The sequence below is a fragment of the Azospirillum sp. RU38E genome, from assembly GCF_900188385.1.
In the GTDB taxonomy this organism is placed as follows: domain Bacteria; phylum Pseudomonadota; class Alphaproteobacteria; order Azospirillales; family Azospirillaceae; genus Niveispirillum.
Genome location: NZ_FZOI01000006.1, coordinates 21,819 through 40,024 on the forward strand (window position 1 = coordinate 21,819; position 18,206 = coordinate 40,024).

The 18,206-nt window shown below is 63.8% G+C and carries 18 protein-coding genes; 7 read left to right on the forward strand and 11 right to left on the reverse strand.

Annotated features, from left to right (window positions below):
• The first annotated feature begins 18 nt into the window (after positions 1–18).
• Positions 19–1,650 (forward strand): family 43 glycosylhydrolase, encoded by a 1,632-nt coding sequence (locus CHB97_RS12645; RefSeq protein WP_089288433.1) that lies wholly within the window; start codon positions 19–21, stop codon positions 1,648–1,650.
• A 73-nt stretch (positions 1,651–1,723) separates the two neighbouring features.
• Here CHB97_RS12645 and CHB97_RS12650 read toward each other — a convergent pair whose 3' ends face one another.
• The 6 genes from CHB97_RS12650 to CHB97_RS12675 all read right to left on the reverse strand — a co-directional run bounded on the left by CHB97_RS12650 (position 1,724) and on the right by CHB97_RS12675 (position 7,586).
• Entirely contained in the window at positions 1,724–2,497 is a 774-nt protein-coding gene (locus tag CHB97_RS12650) for a cyclase family protein (RefSeq protein WP_200819921.1), read from the reverse strand.
• Positions 2,498–2,502: 5 nt separating this feature from the next.
• On the reverse strand, positions 2,503–2,802 hold the full coding sequence (locus CHB97_RS12655; RefSeq protein WP_160105816.1) for a 2Fe-2S iron-sulfur cluster-binding protein: 300 nt from the start codon (positions 2,800–2,802) through the stop codon (positions 2,503–2,505).
• Between the two features lie 245 nt (positions 2,803–3,047).
• Positions 3,048–4,211, reverse strand: coding sequence for a S9 family peptidase (locus tag CHB97_RS12660; protein WP_089288430.1), 1,164 nt, complete (start codon positions 4,209–4,211; stop codon positions 3,048–3,050).
• Between the two features lie 2 nt (positions 4,212–4,213).
• On the reverse strand, positions 4,214–5,116 hold the full coding sequence (locus CHB97_RS12665; protein ID WP_089288429.1) for a VOC family protein: 903 nt from the start codon (positions 5,114–5,116) through the stop codon (positions 4,214–4,216).
• Between the two features lie 26 nt (positions 5,117–5,142).
• A complete protein-coding gene (locus tag CHB97_RS12670) occupies positions 5,143–6,270 on the reverse strand; it encodes an FAD-dependent oxidoreductase (RefSeq protein ID WP_256387124.1) in 1,128 nt (375 codons plus the stop codon).
• A 338-nt stretch (positions 6,271–6,608) separates the two neighbouring features.
• The gene (locus CHB97_RS12675; protein WP_089288428.1) at positions 6,609–7,586 is read right to left on the reverse strand and encodes a fumarylacetoacetate hydrolase family protein; all 978 of its coding nucleotides are present in this window, start codon (positions 7,584–7,586) and stop codon (positions 6,609–6,611) included.
• A gap of 362 nt (positions 7,587–7,948) precedes the next feature.
• Between CHB97_RS12675 and CHB97_RS12680 the strand changes: the two genes are divergently transcribed.
• The 4 genes from CHB97_RS12680 (at position 7,949) to CHB97_RS12695 (ending at position 10,604) form a co-directional block, all read left to right on the forward strand.
• On the forward strand, positions 7,949–8,956 hold the full coding sequence (locus CHB97_RS12680) for a sugar phosphate isomerase/epimerase (RefSeq protein WP_089288427.1): 1,008 nt from the start codon (positions 7,949–7,951) through the stop codon (positions 8,954–8,956).
• Between the two features lie 12 nt (positions 8,957–8,968).
• Positions 8,969–9,361 (forward strand): DUF6379 domain-containing protein, encoded by a 393-nt coding sequence (locus tag CHB97_RS12685; RefSeq protein ID WP_089288426.1) that lies wholly within the window; start codon positions 8,969–8,971, stop codon positions 9,359–9,361.
• A gap of 128 nt (positions 9,362–9,489) precedes the next feature.
• The gene (locus CHB97_RS12690; RefSeq protein WP_089288425.1) at positions 9,490–9,903 is read left to right on the forward strand and encodes an MbcA/ParS/Xre antitoxin family protein; all 414 of its coding nucleotides are present in this window, start codon (positions 9,490–9,492) and stop codon (positions 9,901–9,903) included.
• Positions 9,900–10,604, forward strand: coding sequence for an RES family NAD+ phosphorylase (locus tag CHB97_RS12695; RefSeq protein ID WP_244559522.1), 705 nt, complete (start codon positions 9,900–9,902; stop codon positions 10,602–10,604). Before CHB97_RS12690 ends, CHB97_RS12695 begins: the two co-directional genes overlap by 4 nt.
• Positions 10,605–10,610: 6 nt before the next feature.
• Here the strand turns inward: CHB97_RS12695 and CHB97_RS12700 are convergent, their stop codons facing one another.
• The 5 genes from CHB97_RS12700 to CHB97_RS12720 form a co-directional block, all read right to left on the reverse strand.
• Complete coding sequence (locus CHB97_RS12700) at positions 10,611–11,900, reverse strand: type II toxin-antitoxin system HipA family toxin (RefSeq protein WP_160105818.1); 1,290 nt, start codon at positions 11,898–11,900, stop codon at positions 10,611–10,613.
• A 1-nt stretch (position 11,901) separates the two neighbouring features.
• Positions 11,902–12,183 carry a helix-turn-helix transcriptional regulator gene (locus CHB97_RS12705; RefSeq protein WP_160105820.1) on the reverse strand — a complete coding sequence of 94 codons (282 nt, stop codon included), beginning with the start codon at positions 12,181–12,183 and terminating at the stop codon, positions 11,902–11,904.
• 146 nt (positions 12,184–12,329) lie between these two features.
• Positions 12,330–13,670, reverse strand: a complete 1,341-nt coding sequence (locus CHB97_RS12710; RefSeq protein WP_089288421.1) for an MFS transporter — start codon at positions 13,668–13,670, stop codon at positions 12,330–12,332.
• 223 nt (positions 13,671–13,893) lie between these two features.
• A complete protein-coding gene (locus tag CHB97_RS12715) occupies positions 13,894–14,661 on the reverse strand; it encodes a hydroxypyruvate isomerase family protein (RefSeq protein WP_089288420.1) in 768 nt (255 codons plus the stop codon).
• Between the two features lie 301 nt (positions 14,662–14,962).
• A complete protein-coding gene (locus CHB97_RS12720) occupies positions 14,963–16,198 on the reverse strand; it encodes an MFS transporter (RefSeq protein ID WP_089288419.1) in 1,236 nt (411 codons plus the stop codon).
• 279 nt (positions 16,199–16,477) lie between these two features.
• Between CHB97_RS12720 and CHB97_RS12725 the strand changes: the two genes are divergently transcribed.
• Positions 16,478–17,587: an LLM class flavin-dependent oxidoreductase gene (locus CHB97_RS12725; RefSeq protein ID WP_089288418.1), complete on the forward strand. Its 1,110-nt coding sequence runs from the start codon at positions 16,478–16,480 to the stop codon at positions 17,585–17,587.
• Positions 17,584–18,141: an NADPH-dependent FMN reductase gene (locus CHB97_RS12730; RefSeq protein ID WP_089288417.1), complete on the forward strand. Its 558-nt coding sequence runs from the start codon at positions 17,584–17,586 to the stop codon at positions 18,139–18,141. The genes CHB97_RS12725 and CHB97_RS12730 overlap by 4 nt, the downstream gene beginning before the upstream one ends.
• Positions 18,142–18,206 lie beyond the last annotated feature (65 nt).

The following is an 18,206-nucleotide window of genomic DNA, read 5'->3' on the forward strand; positions in this document are numbered from 1 at the left end:
TATAATAATGGAGGAAACATGAATACGCGGCGTGACCTGTTCCGGATGGCGCTGGCGGGTTCTGCGGCCATGCCTGCTTCCGCCTTGGGCCTGTTAACGGCCGATGCCGCCACCCCCAATGTCCAGGGCAAGCCCACAGGCTGGGCGCAGGGCATTGAGGGACAGCGCAAGGCCGATCTTGGTGACGGTACCTTTCTGAACCCGATCCTGGCCGGCGATCATCCCGATCCCAGCATCCTGAAGGATGGGGATGATTACTATATGACGCATTCGTCGTTCGAGGCGTCACCCGGCCTGCTGATCTGGCATTCCCGCGATCTGGTGAACTGGACCCCGATCTGCACGGCATTGGAAAAGCCGCCGGGAATGGTCTTCGCCGTCGATCTGGTCAAGCATAAGGACCGCTACTACATCTATATTCCCTTCCTGAAGGTGCCATGGGCAACCACTCTGCCGGCACCGATGTGTATCTATGTCATGCACGCCCCCAGCATTACAGGGCCGTGGAGCGCGCCCATTGATCTGGGGCTGCGCGGCATGATCGATCCCGGCCATCTGGTCGGTGAGGATGGCAACCGCTACCTTTTCCTGTCCGGCATCAAACGGGTGCGCCTGTCTGATGATGGGCTGTCCACCGTCGGGCCGGTGGAGAAAGTCTATGATGGCTGGCATTATCCCGATGACTGGATTACCGAAGCCTATGCGCTGGAAGGGCCAAAGCTGCTGCGGCGCGGCGACTGGTTCTATCTGATCAGTGCGGTTGGCGGCACGGCCGGGCCGCCAACGGGGCATATGGTCATTGCCGCGCGGTCCCGTTCGGTGCATGGCCCGTGGGAGAACTGCCCCCACAACCCGATTGTCCGAACGACCGATCCCAATGAACGCTGGCTGTCGCGCGGCCATGCCACCCTGGTCTGCGGGCCGGGGGAGCAATGGTTCATGGTCTATCACGGCTATGAAAATGGCTATCGCACCCTGGGGCGGCAGACCTTGCTGGAACCCATCGAATGGACGTCGGATGGCTGGTTCAAGGCAACGGGCGGCGATCTTGCCCAGCCGCTGCGCAAGCCGGTCAACCTGCCCTCTGCGCCGCATGGCGTTGCCCGCTCCGATAATTTCTCCCAGGCGTCATTCGGCTCGCGGTGGAGTTTCTATGCCGGTGGCCCGAACGAGATTGAGCGGGCCAGCCTGTCAAAGGATGGTCTGGTTTTGCGGGGTAAAGGCACCGGCCCGCATGATTGCTCCCCCTTGACCCAGATGGTCGGGGATCATGCCTATGAGATTTCCGTCACCCTGGCATTGCAAGGCGATGCGGAGGCCGGGCTTCTGCTCTTCTTCAATGACCGCCTGTTCCTGGGTGTGGGGGTCAATGGGGAGCGGATGAAAACTTTTAATGGCGGCAAGGTAAGCCACTGGCGTGAACCTGCGCCGCCGACAAAGCGCATCCATCTGCGGATCAGCAATGATCGCCACATCATCACCTATTATTACAGCCTGAACGGAACCGACTGGACCCGGCATGGTGTTCGGGCAGAGGCTTCTGGCTATCACGCCAACACCATCGGCGATCTCGCCAGCTTGCGCCCTGCCCTTTATGCGGCGGGGTCAGGTACGGCTACGTTCAGCGATTTCCGCTACCGGGCTTTATAAAGTCTACTGATACAGCCATGGTGAATTCCGCCCTTGTGGTTCCGTGCACAAGGGCGGAAGCCACGTGCATTGTTCAATCCGGCATGATGGCCACGGCGCGGGTCCAGCCGGCGCTGGCCGCCCGCACCTTCACCGGGAAACAGGCCACGGTGAAGCCATGCGGCGGCAGGCTTTCCAGGTTGGAGAGCTTTTCCATGTGGCAATAGCCCACATCCTTGCCGACATAATGGCCTTCCCAGATCAGGGAGGCATCGCCGGTTTCCTTGAACTTGGCCGCCGTGAAGGGGAAGGGTGCATCCCAGCTCCAGCCGTCAATGCCGGTGACGCGCACGCCGCGTTCCACCAGATACAGCGTTGCCTCGCGGCCCATGCCACAGCCCTTGGCCAGGAAATTGGGCTGGCCATAGGCGGCACCGGCTGCCGTGTTCACCAGCACGATATCCAGCGGCTGCAGCACATGGCCGATGCGGGCCAGCTCGGCCTCCACCTCGGCCGCCGTGACGACATGGCCGTCGGGCAGATGGCGGAAATCCAGTTTCACACCCGGGCGGAAACACCAGTCCAGCGGCACCTCATCGATGGTGATGGCGCGTTTGCCGCCATCCATCGTGGAATGGTAATGCCAGGGCGCATCCATATGGGTGCCGTTATGGGTGGTCAGCTCCACCCATTCCGCCGCCGGGCCTTCACCATCGGGCAGCTGGTCGACCGTCAGGCCGGGAAACATCTGGCAATATTCCGCTGCCCCTTCGGCATGGCTGGCATAGCGGATCTTGGGACGCATGAAAGGCGGGTCCGCCGGCACGTCATTTTCCAGATGCACGGAAAGATCGATGATACGGGGCACGGGTTTCACCTTGGTTTGATGATGGCAACCGACAGCGGGCCTGGCGGGTGGGTCTGGCAGGCCAGCCGGATGGCGGGGTCGGTGATGGCAAGCTGGTGCCGCAACTGCGCCTCCCGCTCCCCCATCGGGCCGGGATCGCCCTCCACCACCCGCACCCGGCAGGTACCACAAATACAACCACCCCCGCACAGGGCGGTGATTGTATCACGACCGGCGGGGGTGATGGCGTGGAGCAAATTCTGGCCGGGGGAAAGCGGCAGGGTCTGCGGCGGGCCGATTTCGGGGAGGATGGTCAGGCTGGGCATGGGGGTTTCCATGGCCGGGTTTGCGGTGTGACCATGCAAAGCGCCGCGGGCACAACATCTCCGCCAATCTCTACCTGCCTTCCCCGCGTAAGCGGGGAACCAGGGGCCATAAGAACCGACGCTTCAGCGCCCTTGGCCCCTGGACCCCCGCTTACGCGGGGGAGGCAACGGAGGGATGGGGAAGGATGGAGTGCCCACGCCAACCACGCAGGGTAACGGAAAAGCGGGGGAAGGACGCTCCCCCCTTACCCCAGCCGTCCCCCCAGCGTGTCGGCGAACCAGTCGGCGATGTAATCGCGGCCAAACGACATATTGTCCGCGCCGACATGCTCCACCCCGCCTTCCCGCTCGGTGAAGATTTTCAGCTCGCGCCGGGGCGAATTCACCAGCTGGTCATAGGTCTGGTGGGCGTAATCGACGGAAATCTGCCGGTCCTTGGAACCGTGCGTCACCAGGAACGGCACCTTGATCCGGTCCAGCACGCCATTCAGATGCATCCCTTCGGCCTTGGCGAAGAAATCATCCATATCCTGGGCACCAAACACCCAGCGCACATGGCCCCAGTAATGCGGCACCGGGTTTTCGCCTTCCCGCTTCAGGCGCTTCTGCTGCACTTCGCGCCAATCATGGTTGGCACCCCAGACAGCGCCCGAGGCAAAGCGCGGTTCAAACGCCACGGCGCGCGGGGTGAAATAGCCACCCAGCGAAATGCCGACCATGCCGATCTTGTCAGGCATCACATCGGGCCGGGCCGCCAGATAATCGAACACCGGCGTGGCCCAGCGTTCGGTTTCATGCGTGGCATACAGGTTGTTGGCGCGCAGCGCTTCGCCGGTGCCCGGCTGGTCGATGCAGAGCGTGGAAATGCCACGCTTGGCCAGCGCGTGCGGCAGCCAGGACCAGAACAACAGCTCTTTGCAGCTGTCCAGCCCATTGACATACAGCACGCACGGGGCCGGGCCATCCACCCCTTCCGCCTTGGTGAACAAGGCCGGGATGAAGCTGTCACCAAAGGGGATTTCCACCCGCGTGCAGTTCTCCCGCGCCAGCGCCGTGCCCTTGCGGAAGGCGTTCTGGCCCTTGGTGAAGGTCTCCCCCCGGCCGGGATGGCCATGGCCCTGCATCCGCTCGGCGGTGATGTAATAGAGCGAGGCGCGCTGCAATTTGGCCCCGGCGGAAAAGGCGCGGCCCCGCGCCTCATCTTCTTCGGCCAACCCCACCAGCTTGTCGGCCATGGCAACCCATTGGGTCAGGAAGGCACCGGTGCCGGCATCTTCGCCACGGGCCGCCGCGTCCAGCAGCGGGCGGCACATATCTTCGATCTCGCCGATCCGCGCACCGCTTTCCAGGGCGATATTGACCGACAGGTTCCAGATGTAATTGTTGGGGAAATATTGGAACAACGCCATGATCAGACCTCCACCGCCTGGAACAGGCCGGCATCCGGGGCCGGGTGTGGCATGGTCTGCGGGCCGCCGCTGCCGGCACCCCACTGGTCCATCACATCCGGCGTGGGGACATGCACGGTGGCCACCCAGGTTTCCTCATCCACCCGTTCCAGCTCGGCGGTATATTCCACCGCGAAACCGGCCGGCGTGGTGAAATAGCTGAAGGTGTTGTTGCCGGCGGTGTGGCGGCCGGGGCCCCAGCGCAGGTCTACCTCTTTGCGCTTCAGCTTGCCGACGCCGCGCATCATCGCATCCATGTCGGCCATGTCATAGGCGACATGGTTCAGGCAGGGCGGGCCGGGCAGAATGGCGATGCGGTGGTGCCATTCATTGCAGCGCAGGAAGCACATGAAATCGCCCAGCCAGTCCGACACGCGGAAGCCCAGCACAGTGATGAAAAACTCCACCAGCCCCTTGTGATCGGGGGAATGCAGAACGATGTGGCTGATCTTTTCCGGCAGGGCTTCCTTGCCCGCGACGGCACGGAAGGCCCCGCGCTCCACCCCGGCGGAGATCTCGAAGCTCATCCCATCCTTGCTGAAGAAGCGGAAGCCATAGCCGCCACCGAAGGAGGTCAGCGCGCGCGGGGTGAAGATGATACGGCAACCGGCGGCGGCCACCTTCTCATACAGCGCGTCCACATCATCATTGCTGTCAGCAGCCAGCGCAATCACATCGATGCGGGTGACATCCGCCGGGCGCAGCCGCACCACATACAGTTCCGGGTGGCCTTCGGTGGCGAAATAGACCATGCCATCCTTCTCGGCCACTTCGCGCAGGCCCCACTTGTCGCGGTAAAAGGCGCGCTCGGCCTCCAGATCGGAAACGGCATAGCCGACATAGCGGATATCGGTAACGCGGGTCATGGGGGCTTCTCCCGGTAAATTCTGGTTTAGAGAGGTTGGGCCAAAGCGGCCATGGTGCTGTGCATCAGGCGGGGATGTTCATCGCTGTGAACCCCGCTCTGTTCGATCTCACCCAGGCGGATGGAATTATTCACCACCAGGGCGGCACGGTCGGCACGGCGGGCCATGAAGCCAGCGAAGGCAGCGCCCAGGCTGTCATTCTTGGCCAGCTCATCCCCCAGCACCACGGCATCTTCCATCGCCATGCCGGCACCGCTGGCCAGATGCGGGGTGGTGGCGTGGGCGGCATCGCCAATCAGGATGGCGCGGCCCGTGTGCCAGGGGCCGGGCAGCAGCAGCGCTTCCAGCGGACGGAAATTCACCACCGACTGGTCGGTGATGGCATCACGGACATAGCCGACGGCACCCGCAAAGCCGGCCAGCCGCTGGCGCAGCAGATCGGGCAGATCCGCCTCTTCATGGCGGGTATTGGGGGCGATGGTTTCCAGCGCGAACAGATACATCTGGTCGGGCGAGCAGGGGTTGACCCCCGCCTTGATCGGCGCGCCCAGATACATTTCCACGCCCGTCACACTGTCAGGCCGGGCGGTGGTGACGCGCCAGCAGGCCTGACCGGTGAAGCGCGGCTTGGGCGCATCGGGGAACAGCATGGCGCGGGTGCGGGAATAGATGCCATCAGCACCGATCAACAGATCATAGCGGCCCTGGCTGCCATCGCTGAAGCGGACATCCACCCCCTCGGCATCCTGCGTGATGGCATCCACCATCACGCCCAGCCGCACATTGGCGGCGGCGGTGCGGGTGCGGCTGGCCAGAATGTCATGCAGTACCGGGCGCATGATGCCGCCATCCGACGGCAGGCCGGGGGCGACCGGCGGGCTTGTCACGTCCCCGATCAGGTGACCGGTGGGGGTGAACAGCCGCGTGCTGCCGGCGCAATAACCCACGCGGCGAAAATCCTCCAGAATGCCCAGATGCTGGAAAACGCGCATGGTGGGGCCGGTGATGGAAATGCCGGCGCCATAGACGCGCCAGGCCGGATCCCGATCAATCACATCCACGGCGATACCCAGGCGCGACAGCACCAGGGCGGCCGACATGCCGGCGATACCGCCGCCGATAACAAGCGCATTGCGGATCGAAGCCACAGCTATTTTCCTCCCGGAACAGGCCGTTTCCCTAAGGGGCGGAACGGCACTGCCCGTCTGCTGCCCGCCGGTGGCGGCGGGTCATTATTGTGGGGGTGGTTTATCGGGGTGCCCCGCGACGGAACCCCATGACACCAACCATAAGCCCGGCGAACCAATCACCAAAACCGTTTGTACGGATACAAGGGATCGGTTCGGCCGATAGGTTGGCGTTGGCTTTATTTCATGTTCCCTCACTCGCCGGGCGCCCGCATCCGCGGGCTTGGCTCACGCCGCATGTGCGGCGGGCCGGCGGTCGCCGGCCTCCAACCCGCCTGAAGGTCACCCTTCAGACGGGTTGGCCTTTACCCTTGCACCACCGGCTGATCGATGGCGCCGAACAGGCTGCTGCCATCGGCCGCCTTCACCTCCATCCGCACCCGGTCGCCGAAGCGGATGAAGCCGGTACGGGCGGCCCCTTCGTCAACAATTTCAATGCCCCGCCGCTCGGCAATGCAGCTGGAGCCCACCTCGCGGAAATTCTCGTTCGAGACAGTGCCGGAACCGACAATGGTGCCGGCGCACAGGCTGCGGGTGCGGGCGGCGTGCGCGATCAGCTCCCCGAAGCAGAAGCCCATGGCGCCGCCATTGGCCGCGCCAAAGCGCTGGCCGTTCCAATCCACCAGCAGGTTCAGATGCACGCGCCCATCCTTCCAGGCGTCGCCCAGCTCATCCGGGGTGACGGCGATGGGGGCGGCAGAACAGGCGGGCTTGGCCTGGACCCAGCCGAACCCGGTCAACATTTCCGGCCGGGCCAGGGTGCGCAGCGACCAGTCATTGACCAGCAGTACCAGCCGGATCAGCCCGCGCGCCGTGGCCGCATCGGTGCCCATCGGCACATCATCGGTGACGACGGCGAATTCGCCTTCGAAATCAATACCATCCGCCTCGCTGGGCAGCTTCACCGGCGCGGTCGGCGCGATGAACTGGTGCGACATGCCCTGATACATCAGCGGCTTATCATGCGGCTGCGGGTTGGTGATGTTGAATACCTTGGCCATCAGCTCCCCATGCGCATGGAAGGCCGAGCCATCCAGCCATTGCCAGGCGCGTGGCAGCGGGGCCAGCGCCTGGGCCGGATCGAAGGGGAAGCTGCCGGGGGCCGTGCCAGCATTCAGCGCATCCGACAGGGAAGCCAGCCGGGGGGCGGCGTCGGCCCACTGGTCGAGCGCCTGTTGCAGCGTATCGGCGATGCCCTCGGCCAGCACGGCGCGCGACAGATCGCGCGATACCAGCGCCAACCGGCCATCCCGCCCACCCAGATCAAGACTTGCCAGCTTCATGATTGCGTTTCCGTATCATTATGGGTTGATCCCGCCTTCAGGCGGTTACTGTTGGTATAGGCCCCGCCGGCAGCCGGGTTTAAGCCGGCAATGCCGATGCCTCCTATCGGCCCCGCCGATGCATCGGCGGTACGGCCCTACCCTCCCCGTGATGCCCAGAAAAAAACTTCTGCTGCCGATTGATTGTCCCATAAAAGAATGATAATTCCAATTATGATTTAACGGCCAGAACGGCCCCGGGTGCGGCATCAGGGCCGCCGGGGCCGGTGGCCGCTCACCCATCGGGCAATGCGCCTGAGACCGCCGCTATCCACCGGCTCCCGGCGGGGCCGTCGTTTGAGCCCAAGAAGCAGGATAGTTCCATGTCAAATTATGAAATCAAAAGGGGTGTAAGCCTCTACAGCTACCAGGAGGAATATTTCCTTGGCACCAAGTCGCTGGAAGACCTGATCAAGGTCTCCGCCGAGATGGGGGCCAAGGGGATCGAGCTGATTTCAGAGCAGACCTTCCCCCACTATCCCAACCCGCTGGACCAGTCCGTCTATGACAATTGGCACGCGCTGATGGCCAAATATGGCACCACGCCCGTGTGCCATGATTTCATGCTGGATTATAAGAAGTACAAAAACCGGCCCATGCCGTTCGATGAACAGGTGGCCAGCTGCAAGGTTGATATTGACCATGCCGCCCGCCTGGGCTGCCCCTATACCCGCGCGCTGGTATCGATTGATCCCGATGTGCTGGTTGCCTGCGCCGATTATGCGGAAAGCAAGAATGTCCGTATCTTGATCGAGGTGCACGCGCCCCTGCATTTCGACCATCCCTGGATCATCCGCCATGCCGAGGCGTTTGAGAAATCCGGGTCGAAATATCTGGGCTTCCTGCCCGATATGGGCATGTTCCTGTTCAAGTTCCCGCCCGTCTGGAAGGCGAAATTCATCCGCGACGGCGTGCCGCCGCACATCGCCGATTACATCTGCAAGGCCTACGAGGATCGCACGCTCAGCGAATATGTGATCCTGGAGGTGGAGAAGATGGGCGGCGTCGGCCCCGCCATCGGCATGGCCATCACGCTGCGCCACAATGCAGCGTTTGAGCCCAAGCGGATGCTGGACCATATGGACCGCATCTGGAACATCCACGCCAAATTCTATGAAATGACAGAGGATCTGGTTGAACCCTCCATCCCCTATGATGAGATCATCAAGGTGCTGAAGCAGGGCGGCTACAAGGGCTATATCTGCTCTGAATATGAAGGTAATCGCTGGATTCAGGATGCCTTCCCGGTGGACAGCATCGAACAGGTGCGCCGCCAGCAGGAAATGTTCAAGAAGCTGATCGGCGAAACCGCCACCGCCCCCGCCGCCTGAGGAGCCGCACCCATGTTCGACAAATATATGATCTGTGAAGATGGCTTCGGTAACGTGACGGAGGGTGGTGACACCATCGGTTTCGCCTTCCAGGCCCGCCTGCCCTATTACCGCGGCATCGGCCTGTCCATGGTGGAAGATATCGCCGTCACCATCGACGGGGAAGCCGTGCCGCGTGACCAAGTCCGGTTCAGCGTGCGTGGCCGGACCTGGACGCTGGATGAGATGGAAACCGAATATAGCGACCGCTGGAATTTCGGCGAAAAGGCCCTGATCACCGTGCTGCGGGCTGGCGGCCTGCCGCCCGGTAAGCACAAGCTTCAGCTGGCCGAACGCATCCGCGTCTCCTACCTGCCCTTTGTGCCGACCACGCGCGACACCAAGGTGCTGGAGATTGCCGCCTGATCATCCTTCCCCGATCAGTTGGCACTTTGGGCATGGCGGCACAGGCTGCCATGCCCTTTTTTATGGCCGGTCGCCGGGCCTTGCCATTTGGCAGAGAGTGGCTATTCTTATGCCAAAGGAGACAGGCGATGCAGTTCGCAGAGGTCCAATCCATCGCAGCCAGCCCCGGCCAGCCCCTGATCACGGATGCGGAGGCGGCAGCATTGGCGCGCACGACGGTCAATCTGTTCCGGGCCTGGGAGTTGAGCGATGCGGAGGCCAGAACCCTGCTGGGCGGCATGGCCCCGCGGACCTGGGCACGCTGGAAGGATGGCGATATTGGCCGCATCGACCGCGATTTGCGGGCGCGGATGGCGATCCTGATGGGGATTCACAAGGCCCTGCGCTATCTGTTTACCGAACCGGCGCGCGCCTATGCCTGGGTGCGCAAGCCGAACGCCGCCTTTGCCGGCCAGCGCGCGCTTGACATCATGCTGCGCGGGGAGATCACCGACCTGATCGACCTGCGCGCCTATCTGGATGCGGAAAGGGGCGGCTGGTGACAGTGCCGGTCCGGCGCGTCACCTGGGCCAGGACGGTGCGTATCATCCGCTCCATCCACCCGCCCATCGACCTGTTTGAAGATATTGCCGACCCGGCGGACTGGGAAGCGCTGGCCTCGGCGGAAGCGAAGTTCAACCCCCGCCTTCGTGACAGCATTGGCGACCTGTCGAAGGTGCCGCCGGCCCGGCGGGTTGCCGGCCCTGGGGCAAGCTGGGTCATGGCCCCCTTCGTCCATTGCTCCACACTGCGACCGGGCCGCTTTTCCGACGGCAGTTTCGGTCTCTATTATGCCGGCGACCGGACAGAGGTGGCGATTGCGGAAACCATCCACCACCATGCCCGGTTCATGCGGGCCACGGCGGAACCACCCGGCTGGACCGCGCAGTTCCGCGAACTGATCGGTGCGGTGGATACCGACCTGGATGATGTGACGGGCCGCGCCGACCTGCTGCATCCCAGCGATTACGCCGCGTCCCACACGTTCGGCGCCGAACGCCGGGCCGCCGGATCCAACGGCATCACCTGGCCCAGCGTGCGGTATCCGGGCGGCCAGTGCATCGCGGTTTTCTGGCCGGATGTGATACCGGTGCCGGTCCAGGGTGCCCACTTCGCCTATCACTGGAACGGCAGCACGGTTGATTACGTCAAGAAGCTGGATAGCGGGGAGGTCTGGCGGGTGACGGGTCAGGAAGGGGTTTAAACCACCCTAACCCCAGGCCGCCACCCGCCCACAGCGGTCGCCCACATCCGCCACCACCTGATCCAGCAGGGGGGTGTCGGCCAAACTGCCCCGCATCCCTTCCCGTAAAAGCCTGACCTGTTCCGGCAGGGCCAGCGCCATGGCGCGCAGCCGGTCACGCACCAGTTCCCGCCGCAGCCCCACCGCGGCGGCAAAGGCGTCCCAATGCGCGCCGGTCAGCAGGGCGGGGTCACGCTCACCACCGATGAACATGGCCAGACGCGGGCGCTGTTCCTTGTAGTGACTGCGGAACGCGGCGGCGTTATTCACATCATAGAGCTTGCTGAGCAGAATGCGGTTGCCGCGATAGACCAGGGCGTAATTCTTGGCATGGGCGTCGGGATTGCCGATCAGGAACTGGAAAATGGCGCGGCCCAGCAGTTCCTGCACGGCCGCCGCCGGGTCGGCAGTCAGCCGCATCAGGGCAAAACAGTCAGGCCAGCCCGGCCCGCCATCCTTTTCATATTTTTCGCGCGGATAGCGCCCCAGCGCCTGACAGAAATCTTCCTGATGCAGCCGGCGCAGATGGCGGCGGCCATCGCTTTCCACCAGCACCCGGTCATAGCGGGCGATCAGCATATAGGTGCGATCTTCCGCCCGGCGGATGCTGGAACGCGGTACATCCAGCCCCACAGAGGCCGCCGCACGCAGGCAGAAATGTTCCACCCGCACGGAATCCGGCAGCCCATCAATATCCACCTTCAGGATGTGCGATGTGGGCGTGTTGCCCCGCGGCAGGGCCAACTGGTCCCCCACCAGCAACAGGGCGGTTTTATGATGCACGCCGGGCAGCGACAGGCGCAATTCCCCATCGGCATCCACGAACAGGGGCCGGCGCGGCAGATCGGCGATATGCCGCGCCAGCCGTGCCGCATCCAGCAGATCATAATCCGGGGCGATATCATCTTCCGGCACGATGGGCGCATCCGGCTCCACAATGGCGACGGCACCGGGGCATTCCCGGCCAAGCGCCAGCAACAGCCGGTAATCATCGCTGGCATCCAATTGGAAATAGCGGGCCAGGGTGCTGCGGATATTGGCATTGTCGGGCAACAGCCCGTCGAAATAGGGGCCGGCCCGATCCTCCCCATAGGGCGTATCCGCCACGGGCAGCCGGGCGGACAGCCCGTGCAGTGGCAACCGGCCCGCCTTCACCGCCGCCACAAAGGCGGGCAGATAGGTGAAGGACAGCGCCCCGCTGGCACTGGCGCGCAATTCCCCGACCGGCATTCCGTGCAGGCGGACAGAGGCTACCATCTCACAGCCCCTCATCCAGATCGATTTCGCGCTCATCGGTGCGGCTGGCCGGTGCGGCCATATCCGGCCCGTCGCTGCCGGCGGTCAACGGAATGCCCAGCAGCACCAGCAATTTCAGGCTCATGCTGGTGGGCGGATCATTCTTGCCGGTTTCGAAATCCGACAGCCATTTCTGCGTATGGCCGATCAGCCCCGCCGCCTGCGCCTGCGTCAGCCCCCGCCGCTGCCGCGCTGTCCGCACCAGGGTGCGCAGATCATCCAGGCTGTGCAGGGGAACGGCCATGACACCAGGCTCACGGTTGGTGAAAGTGCCAACAGCATATAACGGATCGGTGATATGGACAAGCGGCGCCACCATTTATAACGGATCGGTGATATTAGTGGTCCGAGGTGAGAGATATCACCGATCCGTTATACTCAGCGGCGAGATCACCCTTCCCGCCGCACCGGGCTGCCGGGATAGAAACCGATGCAAATAATCTGCGCCAGCAGCACCAGCAGGGCCGGCGCGTAATAGAGCCAATGCACCATCTGCCGTGCCCCATCGCTGACGGCGGCGGCATCATAACCGGCCAGCGCCAGCCCATAGGCGACCACCGCGCCGCCGATGGCCATGCCGATCTTGGTGGCCAGGCTGATACCGGCGGAGAGCAGCCCTTCATGGCGCACGCCGAATTGCGCTTCGTGATGATCCACCACCTCCGCCGCCATGGCGAAAATCGCCGTCATGGTGACGGAAATCAGGATGGAGGCCAGGATATAGACGGCCAGGAACAGGACCGGCTGCGCTTCCACCAGGGGTAACAGCGCATAGAGCAGTAGGGAAGCCGCCAAGGCCAGCCGGTTGCCATTGCGCATCCCCAACCGCTTCAGATAGGGCGGTGCGATGACGGCGCCCAGCAGCAGCGTGCCGGAAATGGCCGGCAGCAGGATGGAGATCATCCAGGGCTGTTTCAGCACATTGATGGCGAAATAGGCGGTGACCGACAACACCGCGCCGAAGCGGATGAAATTCAGCGTGGTGAACAGGAACACCACCAGCCAGGCCCGGTTGCGCAGCATATTGGCCACGGCCCCCAGTGTGGTCCGCTCCCCGCTGGTACCGCTGGTTTCCTCGTGAATCTGTTCCCGGCACTGGGCGAACAGGTTCCAGATCAGGGCGACAGAGATCACGGCCGCCAGGATGGCCACCAGCAGGAAACCCTTGGCCTGATCGCCCCCGCCCAGCCAGCCGACCAGCGGCATGGTGGCCGCTGTGGCGGCGATGACGGAAAGGGCGGTGCCGGCCGACCGCAGGCTACCCAACTGCACCCGTTCATCCCGCCGCGCCGTCATCATCGGCATCAGGGCGCTATAGGGGATATTCACCACCGAAAACAGCAGCCCCAGCAATACGAAGCTGACACAGGCCCAGACCAGCTTGCCCGACGCCCCCAGCGGCGGCATCCAGAAGGTGGCGACGACCAGCAGGCCGAAGGGCAGCGCGCCGAACAGGAACCAGGGCCGCGCCCGGCCCCAGCGGGACCGGGTGCGGTCCACCAGAATGCCGACCACCGGGTCGAACCCGGCATCCAGCAGGCGCGACAGCAGGAACAAGGTGCCGACAATGCCCACCGGCAGCATGGCGACATCGGTATAAAAATAGAGCAAAAAGGCCCCGACCATGTTCCAGGACAGGCCAAAGGCAAAATCACCGGCACCATAGCTGAGCTTGGCACGCAGCGGCAGCGGCGCGGCACTGGGGCCGCCCGTTGGGACAGGGTGGGTCATGGAAGGCGGCTCCGGTCGTGGGGGACGGGATTCAGAGCGGGTATGGGGGGATAGTGGGGGTGCTGAGCCATCCTGTTGCACAATGGTGCCTCCCCCGCGAAAGCGGGGGTCCAGGGGCCGCAAGAATGACGGTTGGTGCTCTTGGCCCCTGGATCCCCGCTTCCGCGGGGAAGGCAGGAAGGGTGCTAACGGCGAGGTTACACCCCACATCCACGCAGCCCCCCTAAACCCCCAACGCCGTGCGCGTCGTCGCCAATGTCTCCAGCGTCGGGCCGGTGGGCTTATATTCCAGGCCGATGGCGCCGTCATAGCCCAGATCGCGCAGCAGCCCGATATAGCGCGCCCAGTCGATGGTGCCGCTGCCCGGCTGGTTGCGGCCCGGCACGTCGGCCACCTGCACATGCCCCACCAGATGGAAGCGGCCTTCCAGCACCTGGGCCGGGTCTTCGCCCATCACCGTGGAATGGTACATGTCATAGAGCAGGCGCAGGTTGGGGCTGTTCACCGCCTCCACCATGTCCAGCCCCTCGACGGTGCTGACCAGATACATGCCGGGATGTTCCACCCGGTCATTCAGCGGTTCCAGCAACAAGGTAATGCCGGCCTCTTCCGCCAGTGTGGCGGCTTGGCGCAAAATGCCGACAGCGCAATCATGCTGTTCCTGGCGCGACACATCGGGCCGGGTGAAGCCGGACGCCACCACCAGGGCCGGTGAGCCGGCCTGTTTGGCGGCGACCAAACTGTCGCGCACGGCGGCCAGGAACTCATCATGCTGGGCCGGGTCGACCAGGGAACGGCGGGGTTCCACCACGAAACTGGCGAGCTTCACCCCGGTTTCATCCAGGGTGCGGCGGATATCGGCCAGCGGCTTGTCACGCCAGAGATGGAATTCCACCGCCGTCAGCCCCGCTGCCTTGGCGGCGCGGATACGGTCGGTGAAATTGGGGCTTTCGGCGGCGAACAGCCATTCAATACAGGCGGCGAGATGCATCACGGTTCTCCCGGTTGCAGCAATCGGACCGGCGGCCATGCAGGATGGCCATCGGCGGCCCGCACCGGCGGACCTGGCGCCGAAGCGCTGAAAGGGAATGTTTGGGGGGGGGAGGGAACAGCCACGTAAGCGTCATCCGCTTGCTGCCTTCCCCGCGAAAGCGGGGATCCAGGGTCGCAGGAACAACGCTTTGGTGCTGTTGCCCCTGGACCCCCGCTTACGCGGGGGAAGCAGAACAGTCTGAAGGGTGAACGCCGAGACTCTTTCCCTCACTGTCGTCAGGTGAAGAGTATTGCCCCCCTCAGTACCTCACCCCCGTGTCCGGCTTGGCCTTCACCAGGGCCACCAGCGCCACAGCAGCGGCAACCAGGGCGGCGATGCCCATGGTCAGGAAGGCCGCCTGCACGGTGCCGCCGGTCAGGGATTTGGCGCCGGCGACAAAGAACGGGCTGGTGAACTGGCCCAGGAAGAAACACGACGCCCAGATGCCCATGCCGCGCCCGCGATGGGCAAAGGGCAGCTTGCTCTGGGCCCAGGCGATCAGGATGGGGATAGTCATGCCCGCCCCCATCTGCTGGATCACCAGCAGCGCCATCATGGATTTATATTCCGTGGCCAACCCGATCCCGGCCAGCCCGACGCCCAGGAAGGCGAAGAAGCAGAAGATCTGCAGGGCGGTGGCCTTCTTGCCGATCCAGCCGAAGATCAACGCGCCTACCGGCACGCCCAGGCTGGCCAGTGCGATCAGCGATCCGACCTGCTTGGGATCATTCACCCCGATTTCGCGGAAGGCCAGACCGCCCTGAATGATGAAAACGTAATAGAGCGTGGAGGCGAACAGGGTAACAGCACCATAAAGCGCCACCGCGCGGGTGGGAAAGGGCGGGGTGGGGCCGTGATCGGCCTGCGGGGCCACGGGGGCACCCTGTTTCGTCTTGCCCGGCTCAAAAATCATGAAATGCGTGCCGACAAAGATCGGCAGGGCGATCAGATAAATCAGGAACACGCCGTTCCAGCTGACCGCCGTCAACATGCCCGAGGCGGCGATGACGCCCGATGCCATGGCCGGCCCGGCCAGCCCCTGCGCCATCAACAGCTTACGCCGGCCCGCCGCATCATAATAATCGGCGATCAGCGTATTGATGATGGTCAGGATCGCCGCCTCCGTCACCCCCAGTAGCAGGCGTGACGCGATCACCGCGTTCAAACTGTCCAGGAAATAAGGCAGCGCGCCGGCGATGCCGTAAAAGAAGGTCGCCCAGACCAGCAGCGGCCGCCGGCCGAACCGGTCCACCAGCATCCCGGCAAAGGGCGCCAGGATGGCGATGGCCAGACCGGGGGCCGACACCAGAACCGGCACCAGCAGAGAGGCATTGGCGACATCGCGGAAATGGTCCAGGATTGTCGGCACCGCCGGCGTCAGCGAGACAATTGCCAGAATCGGCAGGAAACCGCTGATCACCAGGATGATGCCCTGGGCGAGCCCAGCCCTTTGCGCGCCGCCTGTTATCGGCGGCGCCACGGCCTGATCCACCATCGAACGTTACTCCCGTTTCAGCGCTTGGAAGCGCCATATAAGAATTATTATTCTAATTATGATGAAGGGGCCGGGCGGGTTTTGTCAATGCGGTAAACGCACTATCCAGCGCGGAAATTGCTTGGCGAAAAATCGGATGGCTCACCGCTGCTTTCGGTTGACACCCGGCGGTTCGCTCCGTTAGCTATTCAGAATAGCAATTCTAATTCCAAAGCCAAGGCCGGGCGATTGCCGGGGGCATCGCATCAGGACCGGGGCGGTGAGCAAGGAGGAATCCCCATGCGTTTTTCAACCTTTCTGAATTCCCGCACCATGGGTGAGGACCAGGACCGTGGCCTGCTGCTGGACCTGATCGAGCATGTCGATCGGGCAGAAGCCGCCGGTCTGGATGCGGTTTTTCTGCCCGACCATCATTTCACCGGCTATATGCCCATTGCGTCCGACCCGATGATGTTCGCAGCCTATCTGGCGGCGCGGGTGAAGCGGATGCATTTCGGCATTTCCGTCACCACGGTGCCGCTGCACCATCCGGTGCGTTTCGTCGAACGCATCAATATCCTGGACCAGCTGACGGAAGGTCGTTTGCTGGTCGGCGTGGGCAGCGGCACCACGCCGGAGGAAATGATCGGCTTCGGCGTCAATTACAAGGAAGCCTCCCGCCTGGCGGAAGAGAACCTGGCCATTGCCGAACAGCTTTGGGCCAAGAAGCCGGAAGACCCTGCCATCCGTTTCGATAATGGCCATTACCGGGGTGAAGTGCTGCAGCGCATCGCGCCCGTCGCCTATACGCCCGGCCATGCGCGGCTGATGCCGGTGGCTATGAAGGAAAGCAGCGCCCGGCGCGCGGCGGAATTCGGCTGGCCCGCCTTCATCCCGGCCTTCACCCCGCCGCAGATCGGCGGGACAGAGCCGTTCAAGCATGTGCAGAAATTCTTTACTATTTACCGCGACCTGCTGCTGGCCGCCGGCCATTCGGCCGAACGTGTGGCCGACGCGCTGTCCTGGACCACCCACACCTATCAGTGCGTGCATATTGCCGAGACCGATGCGCAGGCGCGCGCGGAACTGGAAGATATCCTGACCGATTATCAGGCCGCCGTTGACCGCGAAACCGCCTTCAATGCCAAGGCGGAAGAAAGCGCCGCCAACAAGAAGACCGACCACACGCCCAACGCCCTGACCGAGGACTGGATCGGCACCTGGTGCCTGTATGGCAGCCCGGAAACCGTGATTGAACATCTGAAGCCCTATGCCGAACTGGGCATCGGCAATGTGCTGTGCGGGATGCTGACCGGCCCGCTGACGGCCAAGCGCAAGGCCTATGCCAACCAGACGCTGGACCTGCTGTCCCGTCATGTCATCCCCGCCTTCAAGGGTACGGCAGCATGAGCCGGCCGCTGATCGTCGGGTTCGGCGGCACCACCCGGCCGGGCTCGTCGGGTGAACGCATGGTGGCGGCCGTTCTGGCCGCCACCGCCGAACTGGGGGCTGAAACCCGGCTGTTCGGTGGGACAGCGCTTGCCGCCCTGCCGCATTTCGCCCCGGAAAACCCCGACCGCACGCCCGAACAGCGGGAGTTTGTGGAGGCCGTGCGCGCGGCCGATGGGCTGGTCATCGGCTCCCCCGGTTATCATGGCGGGGTGTCGGGGCTGGTGAAGAACGCCATCGACCTGCTGGAAGATCTGCGCAGCGACGCCCGCGTCTATTTCGATGGGCGCGCGGTGGGGCTGGTGGTGACGGCGGCGGGCTGGCAGGCCGGCGGCGTGACGCTGTCCGCCCTGCGCGGCATCGTCCACGCCATGCGCGGCTGGCCCACCCCGCTGGGCATCGCCGTCAATACCGTGGCGCAAAAGCCGTTCGACGCGGAGGGAAGGCTGGCCGATGCCGACATTGCCGCCCAGGTCAAGGCGCAGGCCGAGCAGGTGATGCGGCTGGCGCGGTGAGGGGCTTTGCAAAAGGCTGAATCCCCTCTCACCCCTTTACCTCCCTCTATGCTTCCCCCGCGAAA